Source organism: Falsiroseomonas sp. CW058 (assembly GCF_050563535.1).
Lineage (GTDB): Bacteria > Pseudomonadota > Alphaproteobacteria > Acetobacterales > Acetobacteraceae > Falsiroseomonas.
On the sequence record NZ_JBNXUO010000015.1, the window covers coordinates 1 to 18439 of the forward strand.

Sequence of the window (18439 nt, forward strand, 5' to 3'; positions counted from 1 at the left end):
GGCGCGGCCGGAGGACCCGCTGCCGGCGCTCGACGCCGCGCTGGCCGTGCAGGCCGCGTCGGCGGAGGTGCGGGCGGGCGATGGGCTGGGCCGCGCGGCCTTCGGCGCGCTCTGGCAAGGCGCGGGCAGCGACCCGGCGGCGCTTGGCGCCCTGCTGGCCTGGCGCCGCGCCTGGGGGCCGGAGGCGGCCGCCGCGCTGGCCGCGGGCCTGCCGCCGGTGGCGGGCGAGACGGTGGAGGGCGCGCTGGATGCGTGGGAGGTGCTGTCCGGGACCACCGCGCTCGACCCCCTTGCAGCCTTCGGCACCGACGATCCGGACTTCGCCACCCTGGCCGCGCGGCTCGGCGACTGGGCGGGCGCGCCGGAGGCGCTGCCGGTCTGGCTCGGCTGGCGGCGCGCCGTGGCGGAGGCGGATGCGGCGCTGGCGCCGCTGGCGGAGCGCCTGGCCGACGGGCGGCTTGCGCCGGAAGCCGCGCTGCCCGCCTTCGACTACGCGCTGGACGAGGCGTTGCTGAAATCCGCGATGCGCGCCCGCCCCGAGCTGGCGGCCTTCGACGGCGCCGCCTTCGACCGGCTGGTCGAGGAGTTCCGCGAGGCGGACCGCGCGCGGATCGACCTGGCGCGGCGCGAGGCGGCCTGGACGCATGCGCAGGCGCTGGCGCGCGTGCGGGCGGGGATGGCGGGATACACGCTGATCCGCGGCGAGATGGAGAAGAAACGCGGCCACCTGCCGGTGCGCGAATTGCTGACGCGCGCGGGCCCGGCTGTGCAGGCGGCGAAGCCGGTCTTCATGATGTCGCCTCTCAGCGTCGCGCAGTTCCTGGCGCCACCGCACGGGCTGCGGCCGGGGCTCACCTTCGACCTGCTGGTGATCGACGAGGCGTCGCAGGTGGAGCCGGTGGATGCGCTGGGCGCCATCGCGCGCTGCCGGCAGGTGGTGGTGGTGGGCGACGACCGGCAGATGCCGCCCACCCGCTTCTTCCAGCGCATGACCACCGAGGAGGGGGAGGAAGCGCCGGAGGACCGCGCCGATGCTCCTGTCGCGGCGCGGGAAGTGGAGAGCATCCTCGGCCTGGCCAATGCGCGCGGCGTGCCGAACGTGATGCTGCGCTGGCACTACCGCAGCCGGCACGAGAGCCTGATCGCGACGAGCAATGCGGAATTCTACGAGGGGCGGCTGCTGGTCCTGCCCTCGCCGCGCGCACGCTCCGGCACGCTCGGCCTGTCGCTGGTGCGGGTGGACGGGCGGTGGGAGGCCGGCGTGAACCGGATCGAGGCGGCGGAGGTCGCGCAGGCGGTTATGCGCCACGCGAGGGAGACGCCGGGCGACACGCTCGGCGTCGCCGCCTTCAGCCTGCGGCAGCGCGACGCGATCCTCGACGAGGTGGAGCGGCTGCGGCGGGAGGATCCCTCGGCCGACGCCTTCTTCGCCGCGCACCCGCACGAGCCCTTCTTCGTCAAGAACCTCGAGAACGTGCAGGGCGACGAGCGCGACGCGATCCTCATCAGCATCGCCTTCGCGAAGGGAGCGGAAGGAAGGGTCGCGCAGCGGTTCGGGCCGGTCTCCGCGGAAGGGGGCGAACGCCGGCTGAACGTGCTGATCACCCGCGCAAGGCGGCGCTGCGTGGTGTTCAGCAGCATCACGGCCGACGACATCGACCTGGAACGCAGCGACGGCGTCGGGGGGGAGAAGGCGTTGAAGGCCTTCCTGCGCTTCGCGGCCGAAGCCGGCGGGGCGCACGCGGGGGGGGAGGCCGTGGCCGCGCCGCTCGCGGGCGTGATCGCGGAGGAGCTGCGCGCGCTCGGCCGCGATGCGGTGGCGCGCGTCGGCACCTCCGGCCTGTTCCTCGACGTCGCGGCGCGGGAGGGCGACGACTTCGTGCTGGGCGTCGAGGCCGATGCCGGGGACTGGGCCGCCGTGCGCGCGGCGCGCGACCGGGAACGCGGGCGCGCCGCGGCGCTCGGCCAGATGGGCTGGAAGCTGCACCGCGCCTGGTCGCTCGCCTGGCTCGCGCGGCCGGAGGCGGAGCGCGCGCGGCTGCGCGCGGCGCTGGGTGCCGCGCCGCAGGACGCGACGCCCGCCCCCGCGCCGGCTGGCGCCGATCCGGGCCTGGCGCCGCCCTATGCGGAAGCGGCGGTGGAGGTGCCGCGGGACACGCCCATCCCGCAGGTGCCCTTCGCACGCCTGTCGGAGATCCTGGCCGCGGTGATCCGCGCCGAGCAGCCGGTGCACGCCGATGCGGTGATGGAGCGCGCGCGCCTGCTGTGGGGGCGCGACAGGCTCGACGCCGCCGACCGTGCCGCGCTGCAGCAGGGCCTGCGCCTTGCCGCGCAGTTGCAGGGCGTGGCGGAGGCAGGCGGCTTCTGGCGGGCCGAGGATGCGCCGCCCGTCGTCGCGCGGGACCGCCGGTCCGCCGCCCCGCATCTCCGCCGCGCCGCCATGGTGGCGCCGTCCGAGGTGGAGGCCGCGGCGCGCCTGCTGGCCGGCGCGATGCAGGTGGCAACGGAGGAGGAGCTGGCGGCCGGCGTCACCCGGCTGCTGGGGCTGGAGCCGGCGCAGGCGCCCGCCATCGCGGCCCGCGTCGCGGCACTGGTCGGCGCGGGGGCGGTCAGCCTCGCCGCAGGGTCCTGACCGCGTCGCGGACGAAGGCGATGTCGCGCCGAAGCGCGTAGAGCAGCGCGCCGTAGCCGGAGGGGATGCCGAGGGTCGCCACCTTGGTGTCGAGCGCCTTCAGCTTCGCCTCCACCGCGTCGCGCGCGGCGCGGTCCCGCGCGGCCGCCGCCTCCTCCTCGATGCGGCGCAGGTCGTCGTAGTAGCGCAGCACACGGCTTTCCATCTGCCAGGTGTAGATCGGCGGCGCGAAGCGGATCAGCGGCAGCCCGAGGGTGACGAGCGGGATGATGAGGACCCAGAGCCGCTCCACCGTCACCGCGACCCAGAAGGGCAGCCAGGATTGCAGGAAGGTGGGCCCGCGCTCGTACCAGCGCGCGGCGTCGGGGTGCAGCGGCACGTCCTGGTTCAGCGCGGAGGGGAAGCGCCCTTCCGGCGCGAAGACCTGCCGGCCCCGGTGCGCGGCCTGCAGGATGCGGATGAACAGGCTGACGAGCTGCGGGTGGACATCCGCCTGCGCCAGCAGCGCGGCCGCCGGCGCCAGCATCACGATGTCCTCCGCCGGCAGGTCCTCGGGCAGGGAGAAGCCGCTGCGCGGCAGGCGCACCGGGGTCAGCGCGGGCAGCAGCGTCGCGTAGGCGCCGGCGCGTTCCTCGAAATCGACCAGCATCGCGCGGTCGGGCGCGCGCATCAGCGTGCCGATGCCCTGCCCCGGCGTGGCCGAGACGAAGACCGCCGCATCCACCTCGCCGGCCAGCAGCGCCGCGGCCGCGGCGGCGCCGGCCAGCGGCGAGGCGATGATGGCATCCGCAGGCACGGCGTTCGCCTCCAGCAGCGCCAGCGCCAGCACGCGCGTGCCGCTGCCCTCCGGCCCGATGGCGACGCGGCGGCCGCGCGCATCGGGCAGGCGCCCGATGCCCGCGTCGCGCCGGAGGAACACCCAGGCCGGCTCGAAGAAGACCGAGCCGAGCGAGACCAGCCCCGCCCCGCGCCCCGCCTCCGCGACGCCGCCCTGCACCAGCGCGAAATCGACGCGGCGGTCGCGCAGGAGTTCGAGGTTCCGCACGCTGCCCTCGCTGGCCACAAGCTCCACTGCGAAGCCCTGGCCGCGCAGCGCCTCGGCATAGCGCGCGACCGCGACCGAATAGGCGCTGTCCTCCCCCGGGCCGGTGGCGATCCGCAGCGTCGCCGGCGGCGGCGGCGCGACGAAGCGGTAGGCGATGGCGAGCCCGCCCGCGACCAGCAGGGCCATCAGGCCCCAGCTGCGGATGAAGGTGACCACCACCGGCCATGCCGCCCGGAGGTGGCGCAGCGGGCGGCGGGCGCGCGGTGTGGAACGGTCTTCCGGCGGCATGATGCATCCCTCGTCGCGTCCAGACTGTCGCGGGACGCTCCCACGCCGCAACCATCCGCGCCCCGCTTGCGTTGCCACTGCATCGGACCCGGCAGGGCACGGCGCGGTGGCCGCGCCACCCGGCCGAGACAGGTGAGGAGCGACGACATGAAGGCCAAACTGCTGAGTGCTGCGGCCCTGGGTCTGCTGGTGGCCGCGTGCGGTACGAACCCGCAGGAACGCGTGACGGGCGGCGCGGCTGCCGGCGCGGCGACGGGTGCCGGCATCGGCGCGCTGGGTGGCCCGGCGGGCGCGCTGGCGGGCGCGGCGATCGGCGGCGGCGCCGGCGCGATCACCGGCGCGGCGACGAGCCCGAGCGACGTGAACCTCGGCCGCCCGCTGTGGAACGACCCGGAAGTGCGCACCCCGGCGAGCAACAGCCGCAGCAGCGCGTCGAACAGCCGCAGCGGCCGCAGCGGCGTGCAGAACGCCTCCACCACCCGTTCGCGCCCGACGGCCGAGCGTGACCGCGCCTATATGGGCGGCGGCATGGTGGTCGGCCAGGCCAACACCACGACCGGCGTGCAGACCCCGGCCGCGGGCGGCAGCATGACCAACAACGTGAACCCGCAGGGTGGCGGGTCGATGCCGCAGGGCAGCATGGGCAGCGGCAGCAGCATGGGCTCGCAGTCCGGCAGCCAGGGCGGCTTCACCGGCATGGGCGCGCCCGGCCGCGGCGGTGCGCCGAATGCCGGCGCCATGCCGGGCCAGATGGGCAGCATGAACGACACGTCCGGCAGCAACAACAACAACACCAACGCCAACAGCGGCTCGTCGGGCAGCGGCTCGGGCGGGTCGGGCAACAGCGGCGGCACGCGCTGACCAGCGGCGCGTGACGGTGGCGGGGGCGGCGACGCCCCCGCCGTTTCCATGTACGGGCGGCTACTACGCGCCGAACATCGTGTTCGGCAGGAAGGTCACGATGGCGGGGAAGACCGTCACCAGCGCGACCGCCGCCAGCATCAGGAAGAAGAAGGGCATGGTGTTGCGCGTGACCGTCAGGATGTCCTTCCCCGTCAGTCCCTGAAGCACGAACAGGTTGAAGCCCACCGGCGGCGTGATCTGCGCCAGCTCCACGACCAGCACGATGAAGATGCCGAACCAGATCAGGTCGAAGCCGGTCGCCGCGATGATGGGCAGCACGACGGACGCGGTCAGCACGATCATGCTGATGCCGTCGATGAAGCAGCCGAGGATGAGGTAGATCACCGTCAGCACCAGGATGATGGTGACGGGGCTGAACCCCTGCGCGCCGACCCAGGCGGCCATGGCGGCGGGGATGCCCGAATAGGCCATCGCCTTGGTCAGGAAGGCGGCGCCGGCCAGGATCAGGTTGATCATGCAGGATAGCCGGACGGCGCCCATCAGGCTGTCAGCGAAGCTGCGCCGGTTCAGCGTTCCCCCCCAGGCCGACAGGGCGAGCGCGCCGACCACGCCGAACACCGCCGCCTCGGTCGCCGTCGCCCAGCCGAAATAGATGCTGCCCATGACGAAGGCGATCAGCAGCACGACGGGGATGAGCTGGCCCGACGCCTTCAGCTTTTCGGAGAAGGGCATCGGCGGGTCGGCGGGCGGGGTCAGCTGCGGGTTCATCAGCGACCACACCGCGATGTAGCCGCTGAACAGCGCCATCAGCAGCAGGCCCGGCACGATGCCGGCGATGAACAGCCGCACGATCGAGACCTCGGCAGCGACACCGTAGACGATCATCACGATCGACGGCGGGATGAGCAGGCCGAGCGTCCCGGCCCCGGCGAGCGAGCCGATCGCCATCGGCGCGTGGTAGCCGCGCGACAGCAGCGCGGGCAGCGACATCTTGCCGATCGTCGCCGCGGTGGCGGCGGAACTGCCCGAGACGGCGGCGAAGATGCCGCAGCCGATCACGTTCACATGCATCAGCCGCCCCGGCAGGCGCTGCACCCAGGGCGCGAGGCCCCGGAACATGTCCTCTGACAGGCGGGTGCGGAACAGGATCTCGCCCATCCAGATGAACAGCGGCAGCGCCGCGAGCGTCCAGGAGGCGAGCGCACCCCAGACCGCGCTGCCCAGCACCTTCTCGGCCGGGAAGGTGGCCATGCCCGGCATCAGCTCCGGCAGGACCAGGATGCCGACCAGGCCGGTGGCGAGCAGGCCGAGCCCGATCCAGACGCCGAGCGCGAGCACGGCGAAGAGGAAGCCGAGGAGGATCAGCCCCGCCTCGGTCTGCGCGACCTCCATCCTACAGCTCCTCCGCCGCGCGCTGCACCGCGGATTGCTCGGCCGCGCGCCGGTAGGACGGCGTGCCGCCCGAGAGATGCACCGCCAGGTCGTCCAGCAGCGCCACCGCCATCAGCGCGCAGCCCGCGGCGCAGGCGGCCTGCGGGTACCACAGCTTCCACGGCACGGTGCCCTGGGCCACGTCCTCGAACTGCCATGAATCATGGGCGAGGTCGGCCATGGAGAAGGCGAGGAAGGCCGCGAGCCCCGCTGTCGCCAGCAGCGCCGCCGCTTCCATCGCGAAGCGCGCCCTCCCCTTCAGGTGGCCGATGATGAGGTCGACGCGGATATGCGCGCCGTGGCGGAAGGCGTAGGCCAGCGGCAGCAGGGCCGATCCGGCGACGGCGAAGGCCGTCAGGTCGTCGGCGCCTTCCAGCGTCAGGCCGAACTGGCGGCCGACGACCTGCGCCGCGATGATCCCGCCGATCGCGAACAGCGCGACGCCGCCGGCGACGCCGCCGAGGAGGTAGAGGGCATCGAGCCCGCGGCGAAGGGCGGCCATCTCAGCGCCGCCCGCGCCGGATGGGCATGGCCGTGCCGGCACGGCGGCGGGGGACGCGCATGCGGGAATCTCCCGTCGATCGATGGCTGTGGTCATGGATCATCGGCGTCGCCCCGCGGCGGCGCAAGCGCCGTCGCGGGGCGGGCCGGGCGGCGTCAGGCCGCGCGGTAGGCCTCGACCAGCTTCGCCCCGTCCTCGCCGGCGCGGGCGACCCATTCCTCGGTCATCTGGCGGCTGACGCGGCGCAGGCCCTCCAGGAACTCGGCGGTCGGCGGGATCACCTGCATCCCGCGCTGGGCGAGCGTCTCCTCCGAGGCGCGTTGCGATTCGGCGGCAAGCTCGTAGCCGCGCCGCTCGGCCTGCGCGGCGGCGGCACGGATGGCCTGCTGCACCTCCGCCGGCAGCGCCTCCATCGCCCGGCGGGAGACGAAGACGGCGTTCTTCGTCATGGTGAAGCCGAGCGGCGTGAAGACCCGCGCATAGTCCCAGGCGGAGGTGTCGACGCCGGTCTGGGCGGAGGTGATCTGCGCCTGCACCACGCCGGTCGCGAAGGCCTGCGCGAGTTCGGCCGCCTGGACCAGCGTGGGCTGCGCGCCGACGATCGTGGCGAAGCGGTTGGTGGCGGGGCTGAAGGTGCGGAAGCGCAGGCCGCGCAGCCCCTCGATCGTCGTGATCGGCTGCTGCGCGTAGAGCCCGGCCGGCGGCCAGGGCACCATGTAGAGCAGCGACAGGCCCTGCCGCGCCAGCCGCTGTTCGATGTAGGGCCGCTGGAGGTCGGCGAGCTTCTTCGCCTCCCCCAGGTTGCTGACCAGCTGCGGGATGCTGTCGGCGTCGAAGAAGACGTCCTCGTTGGAATAGGCGGCGAGCAGGATCTCGCCCAGCTGCACCTGGCCGGTCTGCACGCCGCGCTTGATCTGCGGCATCGGCAGCAGGCTGGCGCCCGAATGGAGCTGGACCGCGACCCGCCCGCCCGAGGCCTGCTGCACCTCCTCGATGAAGGTGCGAATGTTGCGGGTGTGGAAGTTGCCGTCCGGATAGGGGGTCGCCATCTGCCAGCGCGCGGTCGCCTGGGCGGCGGCGCCGCGGGCGGCGAGCGGCGCGAGCCCGGCCGCGCCGGCGGCGGTGAGGAGGCGGCGTCGGTTCAGCATGAAGGTTCTCCCCCGGAATCCCTGTTCCGGGGGAGCATTGCCGCCGGGCGCGCCGGCGGCAAGGGGTTCGTTACAGCGGGTAGTCGCGCGCGGGGTCGATGCCGGCCTCGGCGAGGAACTTCCGCATCTCCCCCACTTCCTGCTTCGACAGGCTGTGGCGGGTGTCGTGGAAGCCATGGGTGCGGCCGTTCAGCGTCACCTTCAGCGCGCCGTGGCCGCCATGCGCCACCTCGGCGCCGAGATCCTCGAACACGGCGAGGACGTGCTTCGGGTCGATGTTGGCGCTGACGGGGTGCGAGAAGAGCGCGTGCAGCACCTTGCGGTGGGAGTGGTTCATCTGGCCGGGGTCTCCGTTGCCTTGCGTGACCCCTGCAGGCTGGGACGGATGGCGGCCGCCGTCCTTGACGCGGATCAATGCCGGGCCGGATGCACCGGGCGGGTGCCCCGCCAACGGGGGCGGGGCGCTAGCCCGCCGTCTCGACGTAGTGGCGCAGTTCCTCCGCCTCGTGCACCGCCTCGTCGATGCGGGCCTTCACCAGGTCTCCGATGGAGATCATGCCGGCCAGGCTGCCATCCTCGGCGATCACCGGCAGGTGCCGCACGCGGCGGTCGGTCATCAGGGACAGCGCCTCGCTGATGCGGGTGTTCGGCGTTACAGTGTGCAGGGCGCGGGTCATCAGCTGCGCGGCGGGCAGGGTGACCGCCGCGGTGCCGTGGGCGGCGATGCAGCGGACGATGTCGCGCTCGCTGACGATGCCGAGCACGTCGGTGCCGCCGTCGAGGACCAGGACCGCGCCGATGCGGTGGCCCGACAGGATGCGGGCGATGGTGCCGACCTCGTCATGCGGCCCGACGCTGACGACGTCGCTGCCCTTGGTCTTGAGGATCCTGGCGATGGTCATCCGCGTGCTTCCTCCGGCTGGACCCCGATGCTGCCAGCGGCGGCGGCCCGGATTCAAGCGATCCGTGTGCCGCCGCGTGCTGTTCGCGCATTGGTTGACGGATCAGGCCGCGGCGGCGTCCGCGCCCGTCAGCTGCGTGCGGACGAGTTCGGCGAAGCGACCGCCCAGGCGCACCAGCTCGTCGAAGCTGCCGCGTTCCGCGACGCGCCCGCCCTCGAAGACCAGGATCTCGTCGGCGTCGCGGACGGTGGACAGGCGGTGGGCGATGACGAAGGTGGTGCGGCCTGCCATCAGCGCCTTCAGCGCCTTCTGCACCCGTGCCTCCGTCGCGGCGTCGAGCGCGCTGGTCGCCTCGTCCAGGATCAGCACCGGCGGGTCCTTCAGCAGGGCGCGCGCGATGGCCAGGCGCTGGCGCTGGCCGCCGGACAGCGCCGCGCCGCGTTCGCCCACGATGGTATCGTAGCCCTGGGGCTTGCGGCTGATGAAGTCGTGCGCCTCCGCCATGCGGCAGGCGCGCTCCATCTCCTCCTGCGTGGCGTCGGGGCGGCCGACCAGCAGGTTGTCGCGGATGGTGCGGTTGAACAGCAGGCTTTCCTGGAACACCACGCCGACATTGCGCCGCAGGCTGTCGAGCGTGAGGTCCCGCAGGTCGTGCCCGTCGACCGTGATGCGCCCCTCCACCGGGTCCCACAGGCGCTGCAGCAGCGCCATGGCGGTGGACTTGCCCGCCCCCGTCTGGCCCACCAGCGCCACCGTCCGCCCGGGCGGCGCGACCAGCGACACGTCGGCCAGGATGCGCGGCCCGCCCGGATAGGCGAAGGCCACGTTCTCGAACCGGACCTCGCCCGAGACGCGCGGCAGGTCGCGCGCATCCGGCTTCTCGGGCACCGAGGAGCGGGCATCCATCACGTTGAAGAATTCCTGCAGCGACGGCATCTGGAACACCAGGCGGGACACGAAGCCCACCGCGCCTTCCAGCCGGCCGATCAGCAGCGTGGCGAAGCCCATGAAGGAGACGATGTCCCCCACCGTCGCCTGGCCGCGGACATGCAGCACGGTGCCGAGGACGAAGATCGCGATCACGGTGACGGTCGCGGCGGCGCGGGTCAGCACCGCGACGACCGCCCACCAGTTCAGCACCGGGAACTGGTGGTCCAGCACCTGGCGCACGATGTCGCCGAACAGCCGCGCCTCGGAATTCAGGCGCGAGAAGGACTGCACGACGACGACGTTGGACAGCGCGTCCTGCGCGTTGCCGGCCAGCCGGGTGTGCAGGTCCTCCACCTTGCCCTGCGCCGCCTCGGTCTTGCGGATCACCCAGGCGGAGACGAGGGCGAACAGGATCACCAGCCCGATCAGCAGCAGGCCCAGCCGCCAGTTCAGGATCAGCGTCAGCGGCAGCAGCACCAGGGCCGCGATGAAGGTAGTCAGGTGGTCGCGGAAGAAGGACAGCCAGAGCCCGAACAGGTTGTCCGACCCCACCAGCATCACCTTCATCAGCCGCCCCGACTGGGTGTCGCCGTGGAAGGACAGCGGGAGCGAGAGGACGTGCTCGAAATACCGCCCCATCACGACCAGCCGGTTGCGGTGCGCCATGCGGTCCGACAACAGCGCGACCGCGACATTGGCGCCGATGCCCGAGAGCCCGACCGCGGCCCAGAGCGCGAGCAGCGCGATGGCTTCCGTCCAGAGCGCCGACTCGCTCAGCCGCTCGGACCGCGACAGCAGGTCGATCACGCGGCCGAACAGCACCGGCTCCAGGAAGGAGAGCCCGGCGAGGGCCAGCGCCGCGAAGGCGAGCCCGACCGCCACCCAGCGATCCGGCGCCAACAGCGCCAGCACACGCCCGTAGAGCCTGATGAACTGCATCCCGCCGGGCCCCTTCCGCCTCCCGCGCCCCCTTCGTCCCGCGGGACGGTGGAGATCCGCCCCACAGGACTCGCGAAAAACCCGCCCGCTTGCAAGCCGCAGCCATGTTGCGGCAGGAACGGCAGGGAAGCGGACGAACCGGGCTAGAGTTCCCGCACCGATGGAGGAGACGACGCCATGACGATGCTGCCCCCCTCGATGGCCGCCGGTCCGCGCCGCCGCGCCCTGCTGCTCGCCACGCTCGCCTCCCCCGCCCTGCTGCCCGCGGGCGCCCGGGCGCAGGGCTGGGCGCCGTCCCGTCCCGTCCGCATCGTGGTGGGCTTCACGCCCGCCGGCACCACCGACATCGCGGCGCGGCTGCTGGCCGAACCGCTCGGCCGCCGGATCGGCCAGCAGGTGGTGGTGGAGAACCGGCCGGGCGCGGGCGGCAACATCGGCAACCAGGTGGTCGCGCAATCCGAGCCGGATGGTCACACGCTGCTGATGCAGACCATCAGCGGCGGCGCGATCAACTATTCGCTGTATGGCCCGCGCATGCCGATCAAGCCCGAGGACCTGGCCGCGGTCGGGCTGATGATCCGGGTGCCGAACGCCATCTTCGTCTCGCCCTCCCTCCCCGTCCGCTCGCTGCGCGAGCTCGTGGCCCATGCGAAGGCCAATCCGGGCAAGCTCAACATCGGCTCCTCCGGCGCCGGCACCTCGCTGCACATGACGGGGGAGCTGCTGAAGCTCGAAGCCGGGATCGACATGACCCACGTCCCCTTCCGCGGCGCCGGCCCGATGATGCAGGAGGCGATCGCCGGCCGGGTGGAGGTGGGGGTGGACAACCTGCCCTCGGTCATCGGCCACCTGCGGGAAGGGCGGCTGCGGCCCCTGGCGGTGACCACGCGCGAAAGGTCCCCCGCCATGCCGGAAGTGCCGACCACGGCGGAGGAAGGCCTGCCCGGCGTGGAGGCGACCGCCTGGTTCGGCCTGCAGGCCCCGGCCCGCACCCCGCGCGCCATCCTGGCCCGCTATTCCGACGAGCTGAACCAGATCATCCGGGAGCCGGACATGCAGCGGCGGCTCGCCGATCTCGGCGGCATGGCGCCGAACCTGACGCCCGATGGCGGCACCAGCCCCGAGTCCTTCGACGCCTTCATCCGCGCCGAGATCGCCAAGTGGGGCGATGTCGTGCGGCGGTCCGGCGCGACGGCGGATTGAGCGGCGCCGTGCCGGGCATCATCGGCGGCCCCGCCGCCTGGACGGGCGCGGAGCTGGCGGCCGACCGGTCGTGGGTGATGGCGCTGCCCGGGGACGCGCTGGCGGAGATCGACGCGGCGCTGGCCGGGCTCGGCGCGCGGGGGGTGCCGCGCTTCGATGCGCGCCACTTCCCGCTGCCCGCGACCGCCGCCTTCCTGCGCGCCGTGGCGGAGGAGCTGGAGCACGGGCGGGGCCTGGTGCGGCTCACCGGGCTCGATCCCGCCCGCTACCCGGCCGACGATCTCCGGCGGGTCTTCTGGGGGCTGATGTGCCATCTCGGCACGCCGCTGCCCCAGAACACCACCGGCGAGGTGCTGGCCGAGGTGAAGGACGAGACGGGGATGGGCGCGGCGGTGGCCAGCGGGTCGGCGCGCGCGCGCAGCCGGTCCACCGGGCCGCTGCGCTTCCACACGGACAAGTGCGACCTGCTCGCCCTGCTCTGCGCGTCGAACGGCATCGCGGGCGGCGTCTCGCGCATCGTCTCCACGGTGGCGGTCCAGGACGAGATGGCGCGCCGCCGGCCCGACCTGCTGGAGGTGCTGCACGGGGAGTTCTGGCGCGCTCGCCCGGCCGACGAGGAGGGGGAGGGCATGGCCAGCCGCCCCTTCCCCATGCCGGTCTTCGCGCGCGGGCCGGACGGCGCCTTCACCAGCCAGTACAGCCGCACCTATGTCGAGATGGCGCAGGGCATGCCCGGCGTGCCGCCGCTGACGGCGCGCCAGGTGGAGGCGATGGACACCCTGGCCGCGCTGGCGGAGGAGCTCTGCGTGGAGATGCCCTTCGAGCCGGGGCAGATCCAGCTGATGAACCAGCACGTCACCTATCACGGCCGCACGGCCTATGCGGATGACGCGACGGCGGGGGCGCGGCGGGTGCTGCTGCGGATCTGGCTCGCCAGCCCGATCAGCCGCGCGCTGCCGGCGGGCCATGCGGGGCAATGGGGCGATGTCCGCGCCGGCGCGCTGCGCGGCGGCGCCATGCCGGGGCGGAGCGCGGTGGCGGCGTGACGCGCCGCCCCCAGGACTTCACAACAGGGAGACCACGTCGATGACGTTCCGCCGCCGCGCGCTGCTCGGCACCGCGCTTGCCCTTCCCTTCGCCGCCCAGGGCCTGGCCCAGGCCTGGGCGCCGACCCGTCCCGTGCGGCTCGTCGTGCCCTTCCAGGGCGGCGGCGCCACCGACCTCACCGCCCGGCTGATCGCCGAACGCCTCGGCCCGATCCTCGGCCAGCCCGTCGTGGTGGACAACCGCCCGGGAGCCGGCGGCAATGTGGGGGCGGAGATGGTGGCGCGGGCCGACCCGGATGGCCACACGCTGCTGATGTGCACCATCGGCACCGCCAGCATCAACCAGTTCCTCTACAGCCGCATGCCCTACCGGCAGGAGGACCTGGCGGCGGTGGCGCTGGTGAACCTGGTGGCCAACGGCGTGGTGGTGAATCCGAACGTGCCCGCCCGGACCTTCGCGGAACTCGTCGCCTATGCGAAGGCCAATCCGGGCCGCCTGAACTACGGCACGCCGGGCAACGGCACCTCGGGGCACATGTCGGGCGAATACCTGAAGGTGCGCGCGGGCATCGACCTGACCCATGTTCCCTATCGCGGCACCGGCGGCGTGGTGCCGGACCTGATCTCGGGCAACCTCCAGGTCGCGGTGGACAACCTGCCCGCCTACATCCCCCATATCCGCGACGGGCGGATGCGGCTGCTCGCCGTCACCTCGCGCGATCGCTGGTTCTCCTTCCCCGAGGTGCCGACGGTGATCGAGAGCGGCATCCCCGGCTTCGAGGCGGTGGCCTGGTTCGGCGTGCAGGCCCCCGCGCGCATGCCGCAGGCGGCCTTCCAACGTTATGCCGGCGCCATCGTCGAGATCTCCCGCGATCCCGCCGTCATCGCCCGCCAGCGCGAGATCGGCGCCGAGCCGCGGCCGCTGGGCCCGGCCGAGTTCGAGGCGTTCATCCGCGAGGAGAACGAGAAGTGGCGCGAGGTGGTCCGCCTGTCCGGCGCGCGGCTGGACTGAACGGCACCACCCTTCGTGCCTTCCTGCCGACGGTCATGTCCGATGACCGTCGGCATCGCCTTGGGTGCCCGCGGATGCCGGGTAGCCGCGCCCAGGCCCCACCTTCGTCAAGCGATGCCGGTCCGCGCCGCGGCGGGGACGAAGCGGAAGGGCAGCGTGCCGAGCGCAAGCGCGGCGGGGCCGGGGCAGTCGCATTCGACAATCGCGGCGCAGCGCCCCGCGAAAGCCGCGCGGAAGTGGTTCTTCGCCTTGTTGGCCAGCAGCCGCGTCGCGCCGAGGTCGATGCCGTGCAGTTCGAAGAAGGCGGGATCGACCGCCGCCTCCTTCCGGCTGGTGACGATGACGCGCAGCCATTCCCCCACCCGCAGCACCGCCGTCGGGCCAAGATCGACCGGCGCGCCGCGCTCCATCGGGCCGGTGTTGGCGAAGCGCCCTTCCGTCAGTCGCTCGACCGCCGCCGTCACCTCGACCGGCGGGCCGAAGGTGTCGGTGGTGCGGCCGCCGAGCGCGAAGCACGCCGATGCCCCCTGCCCAGCCGCCCGCGCGCGCGCCACCGCGGCCGCGTCGTGCAGGAAGGCGAAGACCGTCGGCACCGGCGGCGCAGCCTCCACCAGCAGCCGCAGCAGCGCCGGCGTGTCCGCGACGCCGCCGGACAGCGGGTTGTCCGCGGGGTCCAGCAGCGCGACGAGGCCGGGCGGCGCAGCGAGCGCACGGGCCAGCGCCTCCGCCGGTGCGGGGAGCGAGACGACGAATCGGGCGCGGCGCGCCTCGATCGCTGCGGCCACCGCCTCGGCGGCGTCGCGCGCCGCAGCGGGTTCCGTCGCCCAGGCCATGCCGCAGGGGCCGGCATGGGGGCTGTCGCCCCAGGCGAAGCCGCCGAAGGGCGCGGCTTCCGCCACCGCGCCGGATTGCAGCCGCGCGGCTTCCGCCCAGACCTCCGCCATCGGCCCCTCGGCGGAGCGCATCTGGAAGGAATGCAGCACGAAGGGGCGCTTCGCGATGGCGCCGTGCAGCCGCTGCCCGGCCATCGCGCCTTCCAGCAGCGCCAGCGCGCGCGTCGCCGTCGCGTCCATGTCGACATGCGGATAGGTGCGGTAGACGCTCGCGCCGTCCAGCAGCGTCGCCATCTCCTCCGCCATGTTGCCGTGGAAGTCGAAGCTGGCGACGAGCGGCACCGCGCCGATCGCGGCGCGCACCCGCCGCAGGGTGGTGAGGTCCGCCTCCGCGTCGTCCTCCGTCACGCAGGCGCCGTGCAGCGAGAGATAGACGCCATCCCAGGGCGCGCCGGCGCGCAGGCCTGCCAGCACCTCGGCGATCCAGGCATCGTAGGCCTCGGCGGTCATCTTGCCGCCGGGCTGCGCGGCCGCGCAGCGCAGCACCTCCGCCCGCCAGCCCGGCCGGCCGGCGAGGAAGGCGCCGAGCCCGCCGAGTTCGGTGGCGGTGCCGGCATAGCGCGCCAGCGCCTCCGGCCCCGCCACCCATTCGCGGGCGTGGAATTCGGCCAGCCCGGTCGGGACCGGGGTGAAGGAGTTGCCCTCGAACCAGAGGCGGGCGACGGCGATGCGCGGCATGGGCCGAGCCTAGGGTCGGGACGACCCGGCTGGCCAGGGGGGCGGGGGCAGCGCCCTTTGGCCTGGCGATTCCCGCCCTTCGTATGCCCGCCTGCGGCGTGCCCACTCAGGACGATCGCGGGCTAGAGCTGCTGCGCGCCGAAGGTGTCGCAGGCCTCGATCCGCCCGCTTTCGAGCCCGTTGCGGAACCAGCGCACGCGCTGGGCGGAGCTGCCATGGGTGAAGCTCTCCGGCACCACCGTGCCGCGGGCGCGGCGCTGCAGCCGGTCGTCGCCGACCGCGGCGGCGGCGTTCAGCCCTTCCTCGATGTCGCCATCCTCCAGGATCTGCCGCGCTTCCTGAGCGCGGCGGGCCCAGACGCCGGCCAGGCAATCCGCCTGCAGCTCGACGCGGACCTGCAGCGCGTTGCTCTCCCGCTCGCCCGCGCGGCGCTTCAGGCTCTCCACGCGGCCGAGCACGCCGAGCTGGTTCTGCACATGATGCCCGACCTCATGCGCGATGACGTAGGCGGCCGCGAAGTCGCCGGTGGCGCCGAGCCGCCGCTGCATGTCGGCGAGGAATTCGAGGTCGATGTACACGCGCCGGTCGGGCGGGCAGTAGAAGGGGCCGACCTGCGATTCCGCGACGCCGCAGCCGCTCTGCACCGCGCCCGAGAACAGCACGAGCCGCGGCGCCTCGTAGCGGCGGCCGATCTGCTCGAAGGCCGGCGTCCAGACATCCTCCGTCTCGGCGAGCACGCGCGAGACGAAGCGGGCCGCGGGATCATCGGCCGGCGGCTGGCGCGCCGGGCCGCCGCCGCCCTGCGCGGCCGGCGGCGCGCCGCCCGGGTCGCCGGACATGATCACGCCGGGATCGACGCCGAGGAACAGCGCGAGCAGCGCCAGCACCACCCCGCCGATCCCGCCGCCGACCGCAAGGCCGCCGCGCCCGAACCCGCCGCCGCCGCCGCGGCGGTCCTCCACGTTCCGGCTTTCCCGTCCGCCACCAAGCCGCATCGCCGTTCCTCCAGACCGGCGGTGGAACGTGAGGCGGGGGCGGTCAGTTTCCGCGCAGCAGCGCCGCCAGCGGCGCGGCGAGCCCGATCGCCTCCCGCCCGCGGGGGGCGGCATGGCTGCCGGCGGCGGGCTTCGGCAGGCCGAGCGCGACCAGCATCTCCGACAGCTTCACCGCGCAGGCGATGCCGTCGAGCAGCGGCAGCCGCGCCTGCGGCTGCAGCACGCGGTCCATCCCCGCCAGCACGGCGCCGGCGAGCACGACGGCATCCGCACGCTCGGCCAGCGCCTCCACCGCGCCGAGCAGGGCGCGCCGCGCCGCGGCGGGGTCCTCCAGCACCTGCGGCGGGGTGATCGGCAGGCCCGTGACGCCCGCGCAGCGCGCGGCAAGGCCGTGGCGCGCGACCAGTTCCTCGTACGGCACCGCCTGGCCGAGGGTGAGGATGGCGAAGCGCCCGCCCAGGGTGCAGGCGGTCAGGCATGCGGCTTCCGTCATCCCCACCACGGGGCAGGGCATCAGCTGCCGCGCGGCGTCGAGCGCGGTGTCGTGGCTGACCGCCAGCACCACCGCATCGACGCGGCCCGCATGCGCGGCCAGCGTCTCCAGCAGCGCATGCGCGGCGATGGCGTTCTCCGCCCGCGTCGAGATCACGCGCGGCCCGAAGGCGGGCGTGGCGCCGAGGATCACGGTGCCGGGCGCGGCGGCGGCGCGCGCGGCGGCGACGCAGGCCTCGGTGATGGCTTCGGTGGTGTTGGCGTTGGCGACGAGGATGCGCATGCGCGCAGCCTAGCGCCTGATCCGCCGAGGCGGAATCGCCTGAGCGGCGAATCAGCCGCCGACCATGCCGCCCGCCACCGTCGCGCCCCCGCGCGCGCCGCCTTCCTCCGCCGCGCCGAGCTGCACGAGGCCCTGCGGCAGCGCGCGGGAGGTCGGCGTGACCAGCAGCAGCCGCAGCGCGACGCGCGTCGCCTCGGCTTCCGCACCCTCGGCCATCTCGGCGCGGCGCTTCCAGACCTGCAGGGGGTTGAACAGCAGCACGTCGCCCGGCCGCACCTCCATCCGCAGCGCAAGTCCGGGTTCGGCGCAGATCGCGTCCAGCAGGTCCAGCGCCTCGACCTGCGCCGCGGTCAGGCGCGGCGTCTCGGGCAGGCGCTGCGCCGCCTCGATCGCGTCGCGGGCGTAGCGGCCGACGAAGGCGCCCGACGCGGTGCTGAACACCGGCAGGTCGGCGACGCGCGGCGGCGCCCCCGGCGCGGCGGGGACCACATGCGGCAGCGGCCGGTGCAGCACCTCCAGCGCGGCGCGGTCGCGCTTCAGCATCTCGTTCTGCACCGCCGCGGCGGCGACCAGCATCACCGGGTCGACATCGGGCGGCTGGCGCAGCACCAGCAGCGCGACCGCATCGGCCGCGTCCGCATGGAAGCGCCAGCGCGCGGCGCCGGAAGCAGGGCTGGCCAGACGCGTCACCACCTCCCCCTGCGTCCCCTGCGGCACGGCGCGGCCGAGATGGACGCCGAGCGCGGTCAGCAGCGGCTCCTGCAACGCCTCGCCCAGCCGGTCGATCGGCAGGCCGCGCAGCAGCGCCAAGCCGCGCCCGGTGTCGAGCCTGGTGGCCGCCTGGCGCAGCACGGCGCCGAGCCGCGGCAGCGGCACCTCGGCCGCGGCGGCGGGGGCGCGGCCGCCAAGCGCGGCGAGCGCCGCCTCCAGCTCCGCCGCATCCTCGGCGCCGAGGGGGATCATCCAGTCGGAGGGCCGCAATTCGCTGGCCCTCCAGGCGGCCGGGCCGGCCTGGGGGGCGAGGCGCGGACGGAAGGTCGGGGGGGTGTCACTCATCCGCCCCAGGCTACCAGCCCGCGGGGGGGCCGGTATACCGGGGCGGCAGGCGCCCCCCTTGCCGAGCCGCCGGGGCTTGCGCAGGCTGGCGCGGACCAGT

At 74.1% G+C, this 18439-nt stretch carries 16 protein-coding genes; 5 read left to right on the forward strand and 11 right to left on the reverse strand.

Annotation, left to right across the window (positions count from 1 at the left end; all coding sequences use genetic code 11):
* A partial coding sequence (locus ACK8OX_RS13400; protein ID WP_430664632.1) for an AAA domain-containing protein occupies positions 1–2632 on the forward strand: 2632 nt, incomplete at its 5' end.
* Here the strand turns inward: ACK8OX_RS13400 and ACK8OX_RS13405 are convergent.
* Positions 2610–3965 carry a TAXI family TRAP transporter solute-binding subunit gene (locus ACK8OX_RS13405; protein ID WP_430664633.1) on the reverse strand — a complete coding sequence of 452 codons (1356 nt, stop codon included), beginning with the start codon at positions 3963–3965 and terminating at the stop codon, positions 2610–2612. The genes ACK8OX_RS13400 and ACK8OX_RS13405 overlap by 23 nt on opposite strands.
* 147 nt (positions 3966–4112) lie before the next feature.
* On the opposite strand from ACK8OX_RS13405, the gene ACK8OX_RS13410 reads away from it, so the two are divergent.
* Positions 4113–4826 carry a hypothetical protein gene (locus ACK8OX_RS13410; protein WP_430664634.1) on the forward strand — a complete coding sequence of 238 codons (714 nt, stop codon included), beginning with the start codon at positions 4113–4115 and terminating at the stop codon, positions 4824–4826.
* Between the two features lie 63 nt (positions 4827–4889).
* Here the strand turns inward: ACK8OX_RS13410 and ACK8OX_RS13415 are convergent, their stop codons facing one another.
* The 6 genes from ACK8OX_RS13415 to ACK8OX_RS13440 all read right to left on the reverse strand — a co-directional run bounded on the left by ACK8OX_RS13415 (position 4890) and on the right by ACK8OX_RS13440 (position 10681).
* On the reverse strand, positions 4890–6221 hold the full coding sequence (locus ACK8OX_RS13415) for a TRAP transporter large permease (RefSeq protein WP_430664635.1): 1332 nt from the start codon (positions 6219–6221) through the stop codon (positions 4890–4892).
* A gap of 1 nt (position 6222) precedes the next feature.
* Positions 6223–6762 (reverse strand): TRAP transporter small permease, encoded by a 540-nt coding sequence (locus tag ACK8OX_RS13420; protein WP_430664636.1) that lies wholly within the window; start codon positions 6760–6762, stop codon positions 6223–6225.
* A gap of 155 nt (positions 6763–6917) precedes the next feature.
* Entirely contained in the window at positions 6918–7910 is a 993-nt protein-coding gene (locus ACK8OX_RS13425) for a TRAP transporter substrate-binding protein (protein WP_430664637.1), read from the reverse strand.
* Positions 7911–7980: 70 nt separating this feature from the next.
* Positions 7981–8247 (reverse strand): hypothetical protein, encoded by a 267-nt coding sequence (locus ACK8OX_RS13430; RefSeq protein ID WP_430664638.1) that lies wholly within the window; start codon positions 8245–8247, stop codon positions 7981–7983.
* A 127-nt stretch (positions 8248–8374) separates the two neighbouring features.
* Entirely contained in the window at positions 8375–8812 is a 438-nt protein-coding gene (locus ACK8OX_RS13435; RefSeq protein WP_430664639.1) for a CBS domain-containing protein, read from the reverse strand.
* Between the two features lie 102 nt (positions 8813–8914).
* A complete protein-coding gene (locus tag ACK8OX_RS13440; RefSeq protein WP_430664640.1) occupies positions 8915–10681 on the reverse strand; it encodes a glucan ABC transporter ATP-binding protein/ permease in 1767 nt (588 codons plus the stop codon).
* 177 nt (positions 10682–10858) lie between these two features.
* On the opposite strand from ACK8OX_RS13440, the gene ACK8OX_RS13445 reads away from it, so the two are divergent.
* The 3 genes from ACK8OX_RS13445 to ACK8OX_RS13455 are packed head-to-tail and all read left to right on the forward strand — an operon-like array spanning position 10859 to position 13942.
* Entirely contained in the window at positions 10859–11884 is a 1026-nt protein-coding gene (locus tag ACK8OX_RS13445) for a Bug family tripartite tricarboxylate transporter substrate binding protein (RefSeq protein ID WP_430664641.1), read from the forward strand.
* Positions 11885–11892: 8 nt separating this feature from the next.
* Positions 11893–12930: a TauD/TfdA family dioxygenase gene (locus tag ACK8OX_RS13450; RefSeq protein WP_430664642.1), complete on the forward strand. Its 1038-nt coding sequence runs from the start codon at positions 11893–11895 to the stop codon at positions 12928–12930.
* A 40-nt stretch (positions 12931–12970) separates the two neighbouring features.
* A complete protein-coding gene (locus tag ACK8OX_RS13455) occupies positions 12971–13942 on the forward strand; it encodes a Bug family tripartite tricarboxylate transporter substrate binding protein (protein WP_430664643.1) in 972 nt (323 codons plus the stop codon).
* A gap of 107 nt (positions 13943–14049) precedes the next feature.
* Here the strand turns inward: ACK8OX_RS13455 and ACK8OX_RS13460 are convergent, their stop codons facing one another.
* The 4 genes from ACK8OX_RS13460 to ACK8OX_RS13475 form a co-directional block, all read right to left on the reverse strand.
* On the reverse strand, positions 14050–15513 hold the full coding sequence (locus ACK8OX_RS13460; protein ID WP_430664644.1) for a M81 family metallopeptidase: 1464 nt from the start codon (positions 15511–15513) through the stop codon (positions 14050–14052).
* A gap of 122 nt (positions 15514–15635) precedes the next feature.
* The gene (ypfJ, locus tag ACK8OX_RS13465; protein ID WP_430664645.1) at positions 15636–16508 is read right to left on the reverse strand and encodes a KPN_02809 family neutral zinc metallopeptidase; all 873 of its coding nucleotides are present in this window, start codon (positions 16506–16508) and stop codon (positions 15636–15638) included.
* A 43-nt stretch (positions 16509–16551) separates the two neighbouring features.
* On the reverse strand, positions 16552–17283 hold the full coding sequence (locus ACK8OX_RS13470) for an aspartate/glutamate racemase family protein (RefSeq protein ID WP_430664646.1): 732 nt from the start codon (positions 17281–17283) through the stop codon (positions 16552–16554).
* Between the two features lie 51 nt (positions 17284–17334).
* Positions 17335–18339: a TauD/TfdA family dioxygenase gene (locus ACK8OX_RS13475; RefSeq protein ID WP_430664647.1), complete on the reverse strand. Its 1005-nt coding sequence runs from the start codon at positions 18337–18339 to the stop codon at positions 17335–17337.
* Positions 18340–18439: the final 100 nt, after the last annotated feature.